This is a genomic window from Alicyclobacillus vulcanalis (assembly GCF_900156755.1).
Classification (GTDB): domain Bacteria; phylum Bacillota; class Bacilli; order Alicyclobacillales; family Alicyclobacillaceae; genus Alicyclobacillus; species Alicyclobacillus vulcanalis.
Genome location: NZ_FTOO01000003.1, coordinates 63,971 through 81,135, shown reverse-complemented (window position 1 = coordinate 81,135; position 17,165 = coordinate 63,971). Strand labels below are relative to the sequence as shown.

Here is a 17,165-nt window from a genome sequence, read left to right as displayed (position 1 = left end):
TTCCAGGAACGGATGGAGGTATCCGTCATGGCGCAGAATAAAGTCATTCGGCGGGCTCGTCTCGTGCGCCGCCGCGGGAAACACGTTTTGAAGCGGGCCATGTGGTTGGCGGTGTGCATCGGATTGGGAGCCGTGATCGCACATCCACCCGGCACGGCCAGCGCAAAGACCGCCGGTCCCGTCGAATCGAACGGAGCCGCGCAATACCAGTTCCTGATGGGCGCCGTTGAAGCGACGGGGGCGAAGCCGCAAGCCTACCTCATTCACGATTGGACGCAACTGAACGCGTCGTTTATGAATGAGACGCAGCTGGCCGCTCTCGGCAGCCAGGTGCTTCAGGAACTTGGTCTGGTGAACGCCGAGACCCAGGCCACGCAACTGGCCAATGAGTCGTATTGGCGGGCGGTCGGCGTGTGGGCCAATGGTACGCGCGCTGAGGTGGTGTTGACGAGTTTTCCCGGGGTGACGAGCGGCGCAGGAGACGGCCAACCGGAGACCGTGATGACGGTGACGGCATCGAGTTCCAACTTGACGGAAGGCCAATTTTCGTCGCAATATGACCAGGTGGAGCGCACGGTGGCGTCGGTGAACGGGACGCCGCAGATGAGCGCATACATATCTGGTTTCAAACCGAGCGAAGTCAGCGAGGCGGAAGCGGATCAAATGGCGATGGCAGCGCTAAGGGCGGTAGGTGCGTCGGTGGTGGAGGGCATTCGCACACCTCTCGAGACGAGCCTGTCCGGATATAGTGCCCGCGCACCCATGTACGTGCTGGCGGGAGACAATCGCCGTGTGAATGTCCAGGTGGCGATCCATGACGATTCGTTCAAAGGTGGAACGGACGTGTACGTGGGCTCTCCCTTGGTCATCGCGACCTATTGATGCCGCATCCGCGCCGCTGCTTCGCGAGGCTCAGGAAAGCCGTGCGGAGGTAGCGGAATGGGAAAGATCATCATTGAGGGTGGATACCCCCTTGAAGGGACCGTTCGCGTCAGCGGCGCGAAAAATGCGGTGTTGCCAATCCTCGCGGCGAGCCTGCTGGCCGAAGAGGGCGTCAGTCAGATCGAAGAGGTGCCCAACCTCCTCGACGTACGCGTCATGGCGGACACGGTCTCGGCGCTCGGCGCGAAGCTGGAGTGGAATGGAAGTACCCTCCGCGTCGACGCGCGGCGGCTGCTCAGCGTATGTCCGCCCGCTGACCTCGTCCGCAAGATGCGAGCTTCCTTTGTGGTTGCGGGACCGCTGCTCGCCCGCTTCGGCGAGGCCATGGTGGCGCTCCCCGGCGGCTGCAATATTGGCCCGAGGCCTGTGGATCTCCACATCAAAGGGCTTGAAGCGCTGGGCGCAACCGCCGTCGTCGAAAACGGCTATGTGCATTTCCGTGCGCCGCGCGGCGGACTCAGTGGCGCTCGGATTTATCTGGACGTGCCGAGCGTTGGGGCGACGCAGAACATCATGATGGCCGCCGTCCTCGCCAAGGGGCAGACCATCATTGAAAATGCCGCAAAAGAGCCCGAGAATGTCGATCTCGCCAACTATCTGAACGCGATGGGCGCCCGTGTGCGGGGCGCTGGAACCGACGTCATTCGCATCGAAGGCGTGGAACGCCTTCGCGGCGCGACCCACGCGGTGATTCCAGACCGAATCGAGGCGGGGACCTTCCTCATCGCCGCGGCCCTCATCGGGAGAGGCGTATACGTGGAAAACGCCCTCTCGCATCACCTGATGTCTCTCATCGCCAAGCTCGAAGAGGCCGGGGCCGTGCTGGAGGACCGCGTGGAAGGCATCAAGGTGTGGCCCTGCCCGACGGGGCGCATGAAGCCGCTCGACGTCAAGACGCACTATTATCCGTCCTTCCCGACGGACCTCCAGGCGCAGATGGTGGCGGCTCTCACGGTGGCGCAAGGGACAAGCACCGTCACGGAGACCGTCTTCGAAAACCGGTTCATGCACGTGGCTGAACTTCAACGCATGGGGAGCCATATTCACATCGAGGGGCGCACGGCCGTGATCGAGGGCGTGCCGCGCCTGACCGGCGCCCGCGTGACGGCGACCGATTTGCGCGCCGGAGCCGCCCTGGTCATTGCAGGCCTTCTGGCCGAAGGCCGGACCGAGGTGTTCGGGCTTCATCACATCGACCGTGGCTACGACGATCTCGTCGGCAAGTTTCAACAACTCGGTGCGCGGATCGAGCGCGTCGAGGGTGACGAGGAAATTCCGATGGCGAAGTCTGTCGGCTGAGGCGTTTGAACAGAATCTGGCCGTGCACGAGGAAGCCGCAGGAGCCTGGCAGGTCCTGCGGCTTCGCGCATGTCGGGATCGGCCGACCCCTGCGTGGAATCGTCTCGCCCGCCACGCGGCTCTTCTTCTCCATGCGCTCGACATGCGAGCAAGCATAGGGGCGTTCCCACGCGCATAGGCTCTCCTTGGAGCGGGTTGTCCCCGCCCGGTCCGCGCAGGCGGACGCAGCTTTCCATGCGACGGAGAGGATGAACCCGATGTCCCAGCCAAGTGCCGTTCGCAAGGTCCTCCAGTTGGCCGTCCGATTTGCGCTCGTCTTTGCCGCCATGGTGATGCTTCCCGTGGGCGTCGCCAAGGCGATTCAACGCTCCCCGATGCCCGATGTGTCCGCCTGGGTGGCGGCGCGCGACGCGCGCATTCAACTGCGCGTTTTTGATGAAGAGACGGGGGCGGTGAACACCATGCCCCTGAACGCGTACATCCTCGGCGTGCTGCTCGCCAACTGCAGCCCGTCTGCACCGCTCTCCAGCCTGGAGGCCGCGAGCGTCGCAGTGCGCACGTACGCCATACGGGCCATGCTCCATCCTTCGCCCGAGGCCCAAAAAGAACATGCCGATGTCACGGACAACCCCTCCCTTGATTTGTCGATGGAAACAGAACACGAGCTTCAGCTCTCGATAGGTGCCGCCGCTGCGCTCTCTTTCATTTCGCGGGCTCAGACGGCGATTGAGGCAACGGACCATCAAATTCTGACCTATCGCGGACAACCCATTCTGGCGTTTCTCTGCACCATTTCCACAGGCCGCACGCGATCCGGCGAAGAGGCGCTGGGCTATCCGATTCCCTATCTCCAGAGCCTCCCTTGCCCAGCCGACCTATCGAGCCCTGACCGGGTGTCGACCGTCACCTACACGCTCGGGGCCTTCAATCAGGCGCTCTCCGCGCACCTCACGAACTTCTCATCCCTGCGAGTGACTCGCACGCACGACGGCTTCGTGCAGTCCGTGAAAGCCGGGGAAACCAGCTGGAGCGGTCCAGCCTTTGCTGCTCGCTTGGGTCTTGCCTCCGACGACTTCACGTTCACGGTCAGAGGAGATGAACTGGTGTTCACCTGTTACGGACGAGGCCCTGATCTCGGCATGAGCTTACACCAGGCCGATGCCCTCGCTGCGGGCGGGATGAGCTACAAGGCGATTCTCTCGCACTTCTACCCAGGGGCGCGGCTGGAAGACCTTCAATCGCAGCTCCAGCGTATGGTAACATTCGGTAACTAACTCTACCCAAAAATTGAGGGCGACACGTATAGACAGCCATCTGCGTGGGGAGACTCACTACTGAGGTGAGCGCCACATGGATGAGAAGCAACCGATTGATCCAAAATCCGAGACGCCACAGGCGCAAAAACCAAGCCCTGTGCGCAGGTGGCTGTCGAAGCGTTGGGTGTATCCGGCGATGTATCTGGGGGCGGCGGCGGTCGTGATCGGCGTCATTTATGCGCGTTTGGAGACCAACAGCACGCCGACGTCGGTCACCACGACGGAGACGAATCAGACGTCGACCACGACCCCGACGTCGACCGGGCTTGAACCTTGGGTGTGGCCTTACGCGCAGGGGACAGACGCCACGGTGTCCATGGGCTTCTTCCCGACGCACGGGTCCCTCAAGCAGCAGGCCGCGGCGGTGGTGGAGTATGACAACACGTTTTATCCGCACAAAGGCATCGACATTCGCGCCGCCGGTGGTCGCCAGTTCACGGTGGTCGCTGCTCAGCGGGGAACCGTCGAGAGCGTGACCAATCAGCCGCTGTACGGCTATGAGGTGGTTGTCAGTTCCCCTGACGGCTACACCGAGACGTATCAGTCGCTGGGTTCCGTGGACGTGAAGCCGGGACAGAGCATTTCGGCCGGGGATCCCATCGGCACGACGTCGACCAACCTGTTTGAGCAGGATCAAGGCAACCATTTGTACTTCCAAGTCAATCAAAACGGTCAGCCGGTCGACCCCACGTCGCTCCTGCCCAAGCAATGAGCGAGTGCCCTCGACGCCCGCCTTGGTGCGGGCGTTTTCTTTTGGTGCGGCGGCTTCGAGGCCGATGCGAGTTCTTCTGTTCGAGCGGATTCGACGTATTTCCCGGAAAAAGTCCATGCTTCCCCTGCGCCCGCGCCGGTTCGCCACCCTGTCGAAATTCCGCGGAAGATTCGAAAGGGCCAGGCCCGGCGCGGCATACGGTGTACACCCCCTCATATACATAAAGCAGACCAACTGACCTGCCATGGGGAGGCGAGGGGAGTGCATGACTACATCAAGGAGCGTACGCTTAAGATTGGGGAGTATATTGTCGAAACGCGCAACACAGTCCGGACCATCGCGCGCGAGTTCGGCGTCTCCAAAAGCACGGTGCATAAGGATTTGACGGAACGCCTTCCAGAGATCAATCCGGAACTTGCGACGAAGGTCAAGGAAATTTTGGAATACCACAAGGCGATCCGCCATCTGCGCGGTGGCGAAGCGACCAAAATGAAGTATCATAAGGGAGACGATGAGCGGGCTGGGTCGGCGCTGAAGCCGAAGCGAATCGAGCGGCGCAGAGGAGTTTCGAGCGGACTGTAGAACTACATCCTTGCATCCCCACTCCATTCATGCGAGCAGATGAACGACCTTCCCCAATCTCGTACGCTCTACACGTAGGAGGACTCGCCGCAAATGTTTTCTAGGGACGTTGGTGTGGATCTGGGCACCGCGAATGTGCTGGTGCACGTCAAAGGGCAGGGCATTGTACTCGACGAGCCATCGGTCGTTGCAATAGATCAGGTGACGAAGCAGGTCGTCGCTGTTGGCGAAGAAGCTCGCCGCATGTTGGGGCGGACGCCGGGGAATATCGTCGCTATTCGCCCGCTGCGGGACGGCGTGATCGCGGACTTTGAGGTCACCGAGATTATGCTGCGCCACTTTCTCAACAAAACCATTGGCAAGCGATTCTTTGGGCGCCCGCGCGTGATGATCTGCGTCCCCGCGGGCATCACCTCTGTCGAGCAGAAGGCGGTTCGGGAGGCGGCGGAAGCCGTCGGCATCAAGCAGGTCGATTTAATCGAAGAGCCAAAGGCCGCCGCCATCGGTGCGGGACTGAACATTTTTGAGCCGAGCGGTTCCATGGTGGTCGACATCGGTGGCGGAACCACAGATATCGCGGTCTTGTCCTTGGGCGACGTGGTGACCTCGACGTCGCTCCGCATTGCCGGGGACAAGCTCGATGAGGCGATTGTCAAGTACATCCGGCGGGAGTACAACCTGATGATCGGCGAGCGGACGGCTGAAGAACTCAAAAAAGAACTGGCGACGGTCTATCCGGGAGGGCGGCAGGCGAAGACGGACGTGCGCGGGCGCGACATGGTGACGGGGCTGCCGAAGACAGTCACGGTTCATTCGGAAGAGCTCCGGGCAGCGCTGGAGGAGCCGGTCTACGCTATCGTTCAGGCGACCAAGTCTGTTTTGGAACAGACGCCGCCCGAGCTCGCGGCCGACATCTTTGACAAGGGAGTCGTGTTGACCGGGGGCGGTGCGCTGGTGGACGGCCTGGACAAGCTGATGCAGTCCGAATTGGAGATCCCTGTTCATATCGCCGAGAATCCCATGCATTGCGTGGTCATCGGCACGGGCCGGGTGCTGGAAAGCCCCGAATGGAACAAGTATCGGGATCGCGGCCGGCGCAGAGCCAGGCGGTGACGGAGGTGTCATGCCATGATTCAGGGTTTGACGGCGGCAGCCTCGGGGATGGCAGCAGAAGACCGGTTGGCGCAGCTTTTGTCCAATAACTTGGCCAACCAGGAGACGCCCGGTTTCAAGGCTTCCTTGGCCGAGCTCATCGAAGATCCCGTCTTTGCGATGGAGCGCTATGCGTACGGAGACGGAGCGGATGGGACAAGCATTGGCCAGATGGGCGGTGGCGTCGATTTTCAAGAAGGCGTTCCGTCCTTTGTGGAAGGCGGCATCGAGACGACCGGGCGCCCGCTCGATGTTGCCATCGTGGACAGCATCGCGTCGGGCGAAGTGGCCTACGCCTTCACGCCGCAAGGGGCACGGCCCGTGTCGGGCACGGTCCAGGTGGGGCCAGGCGGGCGCCTGACCGTGGGTGGTTTGCCGCTCGCCGTGTACGGCGCGGATGGCCAACCGGTGGCTGGGTTGTATGCGGTCCGCAACCCGCTGTATCAGGGCTCCGAGCTTCTGAGCCAAGGCGGCGGGCCCACCTACGATGCGGCCGGCAGACCGTCGTACATCATTGAAAACGCCGCGGGCCAGGCGGTGTACGTTCCGGGCAGCGAAACGGATGATCCGTACGCCATTCGCGTGGGCAATGCCGACGACATGGGCTACCACGCCTTTCTGCCGGTGAATTACACGGATGCGAGTGGACAAGCCGGCCTGGTGGTCACTCGCGACGGTGCGCTCCAGCTGAACGCGCAAAATGTGCTGGTGGACGCGGCGGGTCACGCCATCGCCCCCGTCAATGCAGCCGGGCAGGTGATCGTCGGTGGGCGGCTGGTCGTGAATCCGCTCTACCATGGCACGCAAATCTTTTCCGAGAGCGGGGCCCCGGTGTATGATGCCAATGGACAGCCTTCGTTCCGCGTGTACGACGCTCAGGGCAAGCAGGTTGCGGGCGGTCGGCTCGGACTCGTCGACGCCGACGTGACGCAGCTTGAACCGCTCGGCGAGGGCGAGTACATGGTCGGCAGCTCGTATCAGCCGCAGGCGGTCACGCCGCTTCTTCGGGCGGGGACAGGCCGCATGGTGTTTGGCGCTCTGGAGAGTTCCAATGTGAATGTGGCAGCGACGATGGCGCAAATGATGCAGGCTGTGAACGCCTATGAGGCCAATCAGCGCGTGGCGCAGTCGGTCGATTCGATGTTGAACGAGGCCGTGACGGACGTCGGCAAGGTCCAGGGCGGCTGAACTTGGGGGGCATCAGCATGGGGCAAACCCTGTGGAATGGCTTATCGGGGATCAATGCGGCAAACACCTGGATCGACCAGATTGCGGATAACCTCGCCAATCTGCAGACGCCCGGTTACGCCGCGGAGCAGGGGACATTTGCGGATCTCTTGACCATGCAGGTCTATGGCAACGCCACGGATCCGTCCGTTGCGGCGCGCGTGACGCAGCCTGGATGGCGCGGAGGGACGGGGACGGTGCGCACCGACGAGCAGCGGGACTTCAGCCAGGCGCCCATCGTGCACACGGGCATCCCGACGCACTTGGCCATTCAGGGGCCCGGATTTTTCACCGTGCAGACGCCCGCCGGACGCATGTACACGCGGGCGGGCAACTTCATCTGGAGCCGGAGGCCGGACGGCTCTTTCGTGCTCGCGACCCAGGCGGGCGATCCCGTCCTGTCCGCCACGGGTCAGCCCATCGTCAAGCCGGCGGACGCGACGTCGATGTCGGTCTCGCCCGACGGCACTCTGACCTTCGGGGGCGGTCGCGCGGTCAAGCTTGGGTTGGTCGAGATCGGCGAACCCTCGAGCCACCTGCTTCCTGAAGGCAACAACTTGTACCGCTTGGCTCCTGGCGGAGTGGCCACTCCGGCGCGCGACTCGTCGGTCGTCCAAGGCGCGGTCAACGGATCCAACGTGGACGAGTCGTCGACCATGGCGGAGATCGTCGCTGCCCAAGATTTCTATGAGGAGAACGCGCAGGCCATCTCGATAGCCAATCAGCTCATGGGATTGGCGGATACCATTCGGACGTCGGGAGGTTGAGGAGGCGATCGCGTGAACCTGCCCAATCTGTTGACGCTGTTGCGTCTGCTTCTCATTCCTTGTTATCTCTTTGCGTTCTACGGCGTCGAAAGCCCGCACAAGATTTTGGCCTTATTTGTCCTGTTGTTCGCAGGTCTCACCGACGTCCTGGATGGCTACCTGGCCCGCACGTACAAACTCGAAACGTACACAGGTCAATTGCTGGACCCTCTCGCGGACAAGCTGATGATGGTGTCGGTGTTGTTCACGCTGCTCGCGTCCGGGCGCCTGCCTTGGTTGGTGGCCGCGCTGCTTGTCTTCCGCGATATCGCGATGATCGCGGGTGCCGCGTTTTTTTACTTTCAGGGCAAACGCGCCGTGCCGAAGGCAAACTGGTGGGGCAAAATCACGACGTGTTTTTACTACATCGGGATTTCGCTCTGCATCCTGGCCTGGCCCACGCCTGAAGCCGGAGAGATGGTGCTGTGGTTCACCGTGGGCCTGTCCTACGTCACGACCGTCATCTACGTGCGCAACATGAAAATCATTCCGGTTCGGCGCCGCGTGTTCTGAGGCGCGCCCACCGTGGAGGTCCCTTGATGGAATCGATGGAATGGAAGCTTCCCCTTGGTATCGACGAGATTCAACAGATCCTCCCGCATCGTTATCCCTTTCTCCTGGTCGATCGCGTCACCGAAATCGAGGATGGACGCGCAGTCGGCTACAAGCTTGTGACCGTCAACGAGCCGCACTTCCAGGGCCACTTCCCGTCGTACCCCATCATGCCAGGCGTCCTCATTGTGGAGGCCATGGCGCAGCTGGGGGGCGTCGCCATCTTGTCGGATCCGGCGTATCGAGGCAAGCGCCCTCTGCTCGCGGGAATCGACGGCGCTCGCTTTCGAGGCGAGGTTCGTCCCGGAGACCGGCTCGACATGGAGGTCGTGATCGACCGCATGAAGGGCCGCATGGGCCGAGGGGCGGGCCGCGCGTGGGTCGATGGCAAACTGGTGGCGGAAGCGACCATTCTGTTTGCCATTGCGGACGGCGAGGCCTGACGGCCTCGCCTGCGCGTCGTTCAGATGTCCCGCTTTGACCATCCCGTGCGCGTGGCTTGCTCGCGCATCTTGCGGAGCGCCCGCATGCGCCAGGTGCGGACGGTCGCGGGGCAGACGCCTAGCCTCTCTGCGATCTCGTCCGTCTCGAGCCCCTCAAATTCCAGCGCGAACCATGCGGCTTCGCGGGGAGAGAGGTTGGCGCTTCGCGCGAGGTGCAGAAGGACCAAGCGGTCCTCAATGCATCGATAGGGGGCCATGCTGTCGCCAGCCTCGATGTCGCCGCGCCGCTCGTCCCAGTCCTCGTTCTCCTCGTCCTCGCGCTCTCGCTGAAATGCCGTCCGATCCTGATGCAACCACAGTTTACGCATGGCCGTGCGCGTGTCGCCATACACTCGTTTGGCGGCGTACGCCGGGAACGGCGCGGCGGTGGCGTCGTGGGTGGCGATGGCGCACAGGAACGCCGCGCATGCCTCCTGATAGGCTTCGTCGTATCCGGCGACGCGGGCGTAGCGCCACGCGGTGCGCCGCAAAAGCGGTCGGAACATTTCGAAGAGCGCGTGCAGGCAGACGTCGTCGCCGAGCCGTGCGCGATCGACCATGTCGTGCAACACCGTGAGGGGAACCATCGCGATACCTCGCTTGGGCGGGCCGGCCCGCAGAAATTTGCATGCGAGGCAAGCGTAAAACCGTTCGGTCGAAGGTTCCCGTTTGAAGCGCGACGAAGACTTGGCGCCCACGCCAGGGGAACGCGTGGGTGCAGATCCGGCTGGATTTTTGTGCACACTAGGACCAAACCCCTCTTGCATTTCCCACGGGCGGGTGTATAATAAGGTCAAGAAAAGTCAAAGTCAAAATCAAAGTCAAATCACAAGCAGAGGACGGTGCTGCGTTAGGAGTTGTCATCATGGCGAGCAACATTTCCGACATCATTGAAGCGTACTTAAAGCGCCTGATGGAAGAAAGCGGGCTTGACGTGATCGAGATTCAGCGCAATGAACTTGCGGAACAGTTCCACTGCGTGCCGTCGCAGATCAACTACGTCATCAGCACGCGCTTCACGACGGATCACGGCTACATCGTGGAGTCCAAGCGCGGCGGCGGCGGCTACATCCGGATTCGCAGGGTGAAGCTCGACAAGGATCATCTTCTGTGGGACGTGTTGAGATCGCTTGGCGACGAGGTGAGTCAGTCGGCCAGCGAGGCGCTCGTCGAGCGCCTGCACAGGGATGGGTGGCTGACCGACCGAGAGGCGTCGCTCATTCAAGCCATGCTGCGGCGCGAGGTGCTTGCGCTGGAACTTCCGTACCGCGACCGACTGCGGGCCAAGCTGTTGGCAAGCGCGCTGCAGGCGCTCGCGGCGCACCGGAAGACTTGAAAGCGGGGTGGAGACCGATGCTTTGCGAGCGTTGTCATGAACGGCCGGCGACGGTGCATGTGACGAAGATCATCAACGGCGTGCAAACCGCGTACCACTTGTGCGAGGTCTGCGCCAAGGAACAGGGCGAAGTGTTCCCGAACCCCTTCTTGATGGGGAGCCCGTTTGATTTCAACAAGCTGTTGAGCGGTCTGCTCAATATGGAGTCGTCGTCGGGCTTTGCGCCTGTGACGACTCAGGTGCAGCAGAGGTGCGGCACGTGTGGCATGACGTACAATCAGTTCACCCAAATTGGCCGGTTCGGCTGCCCCGATTGTTACGACGCGTTCGCTGGACGCCTTGAACCCCTTCTGCGCCGCATTCAAAACGGGCTGCGGCACACCGGGAAGGTGCCGGGATCGGCCGGGGAGCGCCAGCAGGTGGCGCGCAAGTTGGAGCAACTTCGCCGCGAATTGCAGCAGGCGGTGGCGCAGGAGCAGTTCGAACGCGCGGCGCAACTGCGCGACGAAATTCGCAAGTTGGAACAAAGCGCGCAGTGAGGAGGTGTCGAGATGTCCCTCGCCGACTTTGTGAAGCGAACGGTGAGCAAGTGGATGAAAGAATCGGGCCCGGAAGACGATATCGTGATTACCAGCCGCATTCGGCTTGCGCGCAACCTAAAAGGTTTTCCCTTTCCCACGCTGGCGACCGACGCGCACGCGAACGAGGTCATGGAGTTGGTGCGCCAGGCCGCGCAGAACGAGGCCATGAAGCGGCTCGGACACTTTGAATTCATCCGCTGTCGGGATTTGTCGCCACTTGATCGTCAGATGTTGGTCGAAAAGCACCTGATGAGCCCGGACCTCGCGCAGCAAGAGAAGCACGGTGCCTTGGCGCTTCGCGATGACGAGATCGTCAGCATCATGGTGAATGAGGAGGACCATCTGCGCATCCAGTGCATCCTGCCCGGCCTGCGCCTCCAGGAGGCCTGGAACATCGCGAGCCAGGTCGACGATGCGCTCGAACAAACGCTGACCTACGCGTATCACGATCAGTACGGGTATCTGACGGCCTGCCCGACCAACGTCGGCACCGGCATTCGAGCGTCGGTCATGATGCACCTGCCGGGTCTGGCCCTCACGGGCGGCATTCAGAGGTTGCTTACAGCCGTGTCGCAGGTGGGGCTCGCCGTGCGGGGCATCTACGGGGAAGGCTCGGAGTCGTTCGGGAATCTGTATCAGGTGTCGAACCAGATCACCCTCGGCGAGAGCGAGGATGAGATCATCGCCAACCTGCTGAGCGTGGTGCAGCAGATCATCGAGCAGGAGCGCAATGCGCGAAAACTGTTGTTGGACCGCAACCGCGTCCAGCTGGAGGACCGCGTCAGCCGCTCGTTCGGCATTCTCGCTTACGCGCGCAAGATGGACTCGAAGGAGACCCTGGAGCGGTTGTCGGATGTGCGACTTGGGATCGATCTCGGCATCATTCAAGGCGTGTCCTCGGGCATTTTGAAGGAGCTCATGGTGCTCACGCAGCCCGCTTGCCTGCAAAAGTACTACAATCGCGAGCTGAGCCCGAACGAGCGAGATGTGCGGCGCGCACAGTTGATTCGGGACCGGCTGAGAATGAACGATTCGGAGGTGCATGGATGATGTACGCACGGTTTACGGAGAGGGCTCAAAAGGTGTTGGCGCTGGCTCAAGAAGAGGCTTCGCGCCTGAATCACCCGGGCGTTGGCACAGAGCACATTCTGCTCGGCCTGATTCGCGAGGGCGAGGGCATTGCCGCCAAAGCCCTGCAGATGCTCGGCGTTCAAGCCGACAAGGTTCAGCAAGAAATTGAGCGCATGGTCGGCCGCGGGCAGACTCCCGTCACAGCCATGACGTATACGCCGCGAGCGAAAAAGGTGATCGAGCTGTCGATCGACGAGGCCCGCAAGCTTGGCCACTCGTACGTGGGCACCGAGCACCTGTTGCTGGGCCTGATTCGCGAGGGCGAAGGCGTGGCGGCCCGGGTGCTCGCCAACATGAACGTGAACCTGAACAAGGCTCGGCAGCAGGTGCTGCAGCTGTTGGGCGGGGATGCCATGGATATCGCCGGCGACAAGGATGCATCGGTCGGCACGCCGACGCTTGACAGCCTGGCGCGCGATCTCACCCAGATGGCGCGTGACGGAAAGCTCGATCCCGTCATCGGGCGAGAAAAGGAGATTGAACGTGTGATTCAGGTCTTGTCGCGGCGCACGAAGAACAATCCGGTGCTCATCGGAGAGCCGGGCGTCGGCAAGACGGCCATCGCAGAGGGGTTGGCGCAGCGCATCGTGACGGGGGATGTGCCGGAGACGCTGCGCAACAAGCGGGTCATGGTGCTCGACATGGGCACGGTCGTCGCAGGCACGAAGTACCGCGGCGAGTTCGAGGACAGGCTGAAGAAAATTATGGATGAAATTCGTCAGGCCGGCAATGTCATTCTGTTCATCGATGAGCTTCACACGCTCATTGGCGCCGGCGGTGCAGAGGGCGCGATCGACGCTTCGAACATTTTGAAGCCAGCGCTTGCGCGCGGCGAGCTGCAGTGCATTGGCGCAACGACGCTCGACGAGTACCGGAAGCACATCGAGAAAGATCCGGCACTCGAGCGGCGGTTCCAGCCGATCATGGTCGACGAACCGTCGGCGGAGGAGGCGCTTGAAATTCTCAAGGGCCTGCGCGACCGGTACGAAGCGCATCACCGCGTGAAAATCACTGACGAGGCGCTTGACGCCGCGGTGAAACTGTCGGATCGGTACATTTCCGACCGGTTCCTCCCGGACAAGGCCATCGATTTGATCGACGAAGCGGCCTCGCGCGTCCGTCTGCGCACGCACACCGCACCTCCGAATCTGAAGGAACTCGAGCAGAAGCTGGAGAAGGTGCGCAGCGAGAAAGATGCCGCGGTGCAGAGCCAGGAGTTCGAGCTGGCGGCGAGCCTGCGCGACGAAGAGCAGAAGATCAAGGAGGAGCTCGAGCGCCTGAAGGAGACTTGGCAGAAGACGCAGCAGCTCGACGACGTGCGCGTGACGGCGGAGGATATCGCCCACATCGTCTCGTCATGGACCGGGATACCGGTGCAACAGCTGCAGCAGGATGAGTCGGAGCGCCTGCTCAATTTGGAGAGCATCCTGCACGAGCGGGTCATCGGGCAGGACGAGGCGGTGGAGGCGGTGGCCAAAGCAATCCGCCGGGCTCGCGCCGGACTCAAGGATCCCAAGCGGCCGATTGGCTCGTTCATCTTCCTCGGACCGACGGGCGTCGGCAAGACGGAGCTCGCGCGGGCGCTGGCAGAGGCGCTCTTTGGAGACGAGGACGCGCTCATCCGCATCGACATGTCGGAATACATGGAGCGCCATTCCACGTCGCGGCTCGTCGGATCGCCTCCGGGATACGTGGGCTATGAGGAAGGCGGCCAGCTGACGGAAAAGGTGCGCCGGAAGCCGTACTCTGTGGTGTTGCTCGACGAGATCGAAAAGGCGCATCCGGAAGTGTTCAACATTTTGCTTCAGGTGCTGGACGATGGCCGCTTGACCGACGGCAAAGGCCGCACGGTGGATTTTCGCAACACGGTCATCATCATGACCTCGAACGTGGGCGCGGAGGAGCTGCGCAAGGGCGGTGCGCTCGGCTTCAAGCGGGAACAGGATCAATACCTCGGCATGAAGGACAAGGTGATGGACGAACTGAAGCGCACCTTCAGGCCCGAGTTCCTGAACCGGATCGACGAGATCATTGTCTTCCATCCGCTGGACGAGACGCACATCGAGCGGATCGTCGATAAGATGGTGGACAACTTGAAGCACCGCCTGAAGGAGCAGGACATCGAGTTCGAACTCACGGACGACGCGAAGAAGTTCTTGGCCAAGGTCGGGTTCGATCCGCAGTACGGTGCTCGCCCGCTGCAGCGCGCCATTGTGCGGAACGTCGAGGACCTGCTGTCATCGGCGCTCATTGCGGGCGAAGTCAAGAAGGGCGATCGCGTCCTGCTCGGGGTGGATGGCGACCGCTTGCGCATCGAAAAAGTGAACGAACAACCGGTCGGCGCGAATGCTTGACCGTTGGGAAAGCGGGGCAGTGCGGTGGCGCTGGAAGGCGCCCGCACTGCCCATTGGTTTCTTCAGGTGAATGACTGTTCGTAGACGGCTCCGTCTCCAACCAAGCACCTTGGCGGTTCCATCGGGCCCCAGGCTGATGGGGTAGCCACACCCGCTGCAGAAATTTCGTATCCGGCATGGACGTACGCGGAGAGTTCTGTATCATGTTGATGAGGAGTCGGAAGGCGGCGAGGAAGATTGCCGAAGGTCAAGACGCAGTACGTGTGCCAGTCTTGCGGCCACGTGGAAGTGAAATGGATGGGCCGGTGCCCAGGCTGTGGCGAATGGAACACGCTCGTGGAGGAGACGGTATCGCCGCGAGGGGCGTTCTCGCCCTCGAAGGCGCGCGTCGTGCCGAGGCCCATTCTGTCTATTCCGGCTCAGTCCGAGAATCGGTTGAGCACCGGCATCTCCGAGTGCGATTTTGTTCTGGGCGGAGGCGTGGTGCCGGGGTCTCTGGTGCTCATCGGCGGAGATCCGGGGATTGGAAAGTCGACGCTTTTGCTTCAAGTGTCGCACGCGATGGCGCAGAGTGGGCATCGCGTGTTGTACGTGTCGGGCGAGGAGAGTGCCGCCCAGATTCGTTTGCGGGCGGAGCGCCTCGGGACGGTACACAGCGAGCTCTTCGTGCTCGCGGAGACGGACTTGGACGCCGCACTGGAGGCGGCTCTCGAGCTCAAACCTCGCTTCCTCATTGTCGACTCGATTCAAACGGTGTTTCGACCCGGGCTCGCCTCGGCGCCAGGAAGCGTGGCCCAAGTTCGCGAATGCACCGGGCTTTTGCTGCGCGTGGCGAAGGCGGAGAACATGGCCACATTCATCGTCGGCCATGTCACGAAGGATGGCGTCATCGCGGGGCCGCGCATGCTCGAACACATGGTGGACGCCGTCTTATACTTCGAGGGCGATCGGCATCATATGTATAGAGTGCTCCGCGCTGTGAAAAATCGGTTTGGCTCGACACACGAGCTCGCCGTGTTCGAAATGCGGGATGACGGTCTGCGCGAGATCGCCAATCCCTCGGAGCTGTTCCTCTCGGAGCACCGCGACATGGCGCCGGGTTCGGCGGTCGTCTGCGCAATGGAAGGCAGGCGCCCGCTTCTTCTCGAGGTGCAGGCGCTGGTCGCCGCGACGTCGTTCGGGACGCCCAGGCGGATGACGACAGGCGCAGATGTGCAGCGTATGAATATGCTCTTGGCCGTGCTCGAGCGACGGCTCGGCATGCAACTCGGTTCGTGTGATGCGTACGTGAACATCGCGGGCGGTGTACGCGTGGAAGAGCCCGCGGCCGATCTCGGCATTGCACTCGCGCTCGTCGCGAGCCACCGGGATCGCCCTCTGCGCCCGGGGGTGTACATCGGCGAAGTGGGCCTCACTGCCGAGGTCCGTGCAGTGACGCGCCTGAGCGAGCGCATTCGAGAGGCGCGCAAGCTCGGCTTTCAGCGCTGCATCGTGCCGGCTTCGCAGTCCGCGCCAGAAGCCGTGCCGGACATGGAGATTGTGCAGGTGCGCTCGGTGCAGGACGCGATCGATCAAGCCTTTTGAGGTGACATTGTGAAGGACGACGCGAAGCGGGAAGCTGCCATCAACAAAATCTTACGCATGGTTGCGCCGGGAACCGTGTTGCGCGAAGGCATTGAGAACATTCTGCGCGCGAAGACGGGAGGGCTCATTGTCGTCGGGGCCACGGAAACGGTGCTCTCGATGATGGACGGGGGCTTTGCCATTCAGTGCGACTTAACCCCGTCGCACCTGTATGAGCTTGCGAAGATGGACGGAGCCATCATTATCAGCGAGGACGCAAAGAAGGTCCATTACGCCAACACGACGCTGAACCCGGACCACACCATCCCGACGTCGGAGACCGGAACTCGGCATCGAACGGCAGAGCGCGTGGCCCGGCAGAGCGGGCAGTTGGTGATTTGTATCTCCCAGCGGCGCAACGTCATCACGCTCTACCAGGGCAATTTGAAATATGTGCTGCGCGATATCAGCGTGATTCTGGCGAAGGCCAACCAGGCGCTGCAGACGCTCGAGAAGTACAAGACCGTGCTCGAGCAGGAGCTTACGGATCTAAGCGCGTTGGAATTCGAGGAGGCGGTGACCCTCGAGGACGTGACGCGCGTCCTGCAGCGGTTCGAGACGGTCTTGCGCGTGACCAATGAAATTCGCCGCTACATCATAGAGCTCGGCAACGAGGGGCGACTCGTCAGCATGCAGCTGGAGGAGCTCGTCTCGGACGTCGATGAGCAGGCTTACCTTCTCATCAAGGACTTCGTCCATCCCGAGTGTCCGCATACGCCTCACCAGATCATGTCGCAGATTCACAACCTGTCGTCGGAAGAGCTGCTGGACGGCGCGCTGCTCGCCCGCATACTCGGCTATCCGCCGAGCGTGAATCAGCTCGAGGAAGGTGTGCCGTCGCGAGGCTACCGCATCCTCAACAAAATTAGCCGACTGCCTCAGCCGGTCATCGAGAACCTGGTCGAGCACTTTGGGGTTCTGTCAAGTATCTTGAAGGCATCGATGGCGGATTTGGACAAAGTGGAAGGCGTGGGCCCGGTCCGCGCCCGTATGATTCAGAATGGACTGGGGCGCATTCAGGAACAAGTGCTTATCGATCGTCAGATTTGACCCGCCCGGGAGGCGTACGG

At 62.0% G+C, this 17,165-nt stretch carries 17 protein-coding genes; 16 read left to right on the top strand and 1 reads right to left on the bottom strand.

Annotation, left to right across the window (positions count from 1 at the left end; translation table 11 throughout):
* Positions 1 to 27 precede the first annotated feature (27 nt).
* The 10 genes from BW934_RS04605 to fabZ all read left to right on the top strand — a co-directional run bounded on the left by BW934_RS04605 (position 28) and on the right by fabZ (position 9,031).
* A complete protein-coding gene (locus BW934_RS04605; protein ID WP_076345599.1) occupies positions 28 to 882 on the top strand; it encodes a YwmB family TATA-box binding protein in 855 nt (284 codons plus the stop codon).
* Positions 883 to 939: 57 nt separating this feature from the next.
* Positions 940 to 2,241 carry a UDP-N-acetylglucosamine 1-carboxyvinyltransferase gene (murA, locus tag BW934_RS04600; RefSeq protein ID WP_076345597.1) on the top strand — a complete coding sequence of 434 codons (1,302 nt, stop codon included), beginning with the start codon at positions 940 to 942 and terminating at the stop codon, positions 2,239 to 2,241.
* Positions 2,242 to 2,498: 257 nt separating this feature from the next.
* Entirely contained in the window at positions 2,499 to 3,515 is a 1,017-nt protein-coding gene (locus BW934_RS04595; protein ID WP_076345595.1) for a SpoIID/LytB domain-containing protein, read from the top strand.
* A 76-nt stretch (positions 3,516 to 3,591) separates the two neighbouring features.
* Positions 3,592 to 4,269 (top strand): M23 family metallopeptidase, encoded by a 678-nt coding sequence (locus tag BW934_RS04590; RefSeq protein ID WP_076345593.1) that lies wholly within the window; start codon positions 3,592 to 3,594, stop codon positions 4,267 to 4,269.
* A gap of 261 nt (positions 4,270 to 4,530) precedes the next feature.
* Entirely contained in the window at positions 4,531 to 4,851 is a 321-nt protein-coding gene (spoIIID, locus tag BW934_RS04585) for a sporulation transcriptional regulator SpoIIID (RefSeq protein ID WP_076345591.1), read from the top strand.
* 93 nt (positions 4,852 to 4,944) lie between these two features.
* Complete coding sequence (mreB, locus tag BW934_RS04580; protein ID WP_076345589.1) at positions 4,945 to 5,964, top strand: rod shape-determining protein; 1,020 nt, start codon at positions 4,945 to 4,947, stop codon at positions 5,962 to 5,964.
* 15 nt (positions 5,965 to 5,979) lie between these two features.
* Positions 5,980 to 7,191, top strand: coding sequence for a flagellar basal body rod C-terminal domain-containing protein (locus BW934_RS04575; protein ID WP_076345587.1), 1,212 nt, complete (start codon positions 5,980 to 5,982; stop codon positions 7,189 to 7,191).
* A gap of 17 nt (positions 7,192 to 7,208) precedes the next feature.
* Positions 7,209 to 7,997, top strand: coding sequence for a flagellar hook-basal body protein (locus BW934_RS04570; RefSeq protein ID WP_076345950.1), 789 nt, complete (start codon positions 7,209 to 7,211; stop codon positions 7,995 to 7,997).
* Between the two features lie 12 nt (positions 7,998 to 8,009).
* A complete protein-coding gene (gene pgsA, locus BW934_RS04565) occupies positions 8,010 to 8,549 on the top strand; it encodes a CDP-diacylglycerol--glycerol-3-phosphate 3-phosphatidyltransferase (RefSeq protein ID WP_076345585.1) in 540 nt (179 codons plus the stop codon).
* A 35-nt stretch (positions 8,550 to 8,584) separates the two neighbouring features.
* Positions 8,585 to 9,031, top strand: coding sequence for a 3-hydroxyacyl-ACP dehydratase FabZ (gene fabZ, locus BW934_RS04560; protein ID WP_076345948.1), 447 nt, complete (start codon positions 8,585 to 8,587; stop codon positions 9,029 to 9,031).
* 20 nt (positions 9,032 to 9,051) lie between these two features.
* Here fabZ and BW934_RS04555 read toward each other — a convergent pair whose 3' ends face one another.
* Positions 9,052 to 9,657: an RNA polymerase sigma factor gene (locus tag BW934_RS04555; protein ID WP_076345583.1), complete on the bottom strand. Its 606-nt coding sequence runs from the start codon at positions 9,655 to 9,657 to the stop codon at positions 9,052 to 9,054.
* Between the two features lie 278 nt (positions 9,658 to 9,935).
* On the opposite strand from BW934_RS04555, the gene BW934_RS04550 reads away from it, so the two are divergent.
* From BW934_RS04550 to disA, 6 genes are all read left to right on the top strand, one after another.
* A complete protein-coding gene (locus BW934_RS04550) occupies positions 9,936 to 10,406 on the top strand; it encodes a CtsR family transcriptional regulator (protein ID WP_076345581.1) in 471 nt (156 codons plus the stop codon).
* A 17-nt stretch (positions 10,407 to 10,423) separates the two neighbouring features.
* Positions 10,424 to 10,945: a UvrB/UvrC motif-containing protein gene (locus BW934_RS04545; protein WP_076345579.1), complete on the top strand. Its 522-nt coding sequence runs from the start codon at positions 10,424 to 10,426 to the stop codon at positions 10,943 to 10,945.
* A 12-nt stretch (positions 10,946 to 10,957) separates the two neighbouring features.
* Positions 10,958 to 12,037 carry a protein arginine kinase gene (locus BW934_RS04540; protein ID WP_076345577.1) on the top strand — a complete coding sequence of 360 codons (1,080 nt, stop codon included), beginning with the start codon at positions 10,958 to 10,960 and terminating at the stop codon, positions 12,035 to 12,037.
* Positions 12,034 to 14,472 carry an ATP-dependent Clp protease ATP-binding subunit gene (locus BW934_RS04535; RefSeq protein WP_076345575.1) on the top strand — a complete coding sequence of 813 codons (2,439 nt, stop codon included), beginning with the start codon at positions 12,034 to 12,036 and terminating at the stop codon, positions 14,470 to 14,472. Before BW934_RS04540 ends, BW934_RS04535 begins: the two co-directional genes overlap by 4 nt.
* 237 nt (positions 14,473 to 14,709) lie before the next feature.
* Entirely contained in the window at positions 14,710 to 16,056 is a 1,347-nt protein-coding gene (radA, locus tag BW934_RS04530; RefSeq protein WP_076345573.1) for a DNA repair protein RadA, read from the top strand.
* Between the two features lie 9 nt (positions 16,057 to 16,065).
* Complete coding sequence (gene disA, locus BW934_RS04525) at positions 16,066 to 17,145, top strand: DNA integrity scanning diadenylate cyclase DisA (RefSeq protein WP_076345571.1); 1,080 nt, start codon at positions 16,066 to 16,068, stop codon at positions 17,143 to 17,145.
* Positions 17,146 to 17,165: the final 20 nt, after the last annotated feature.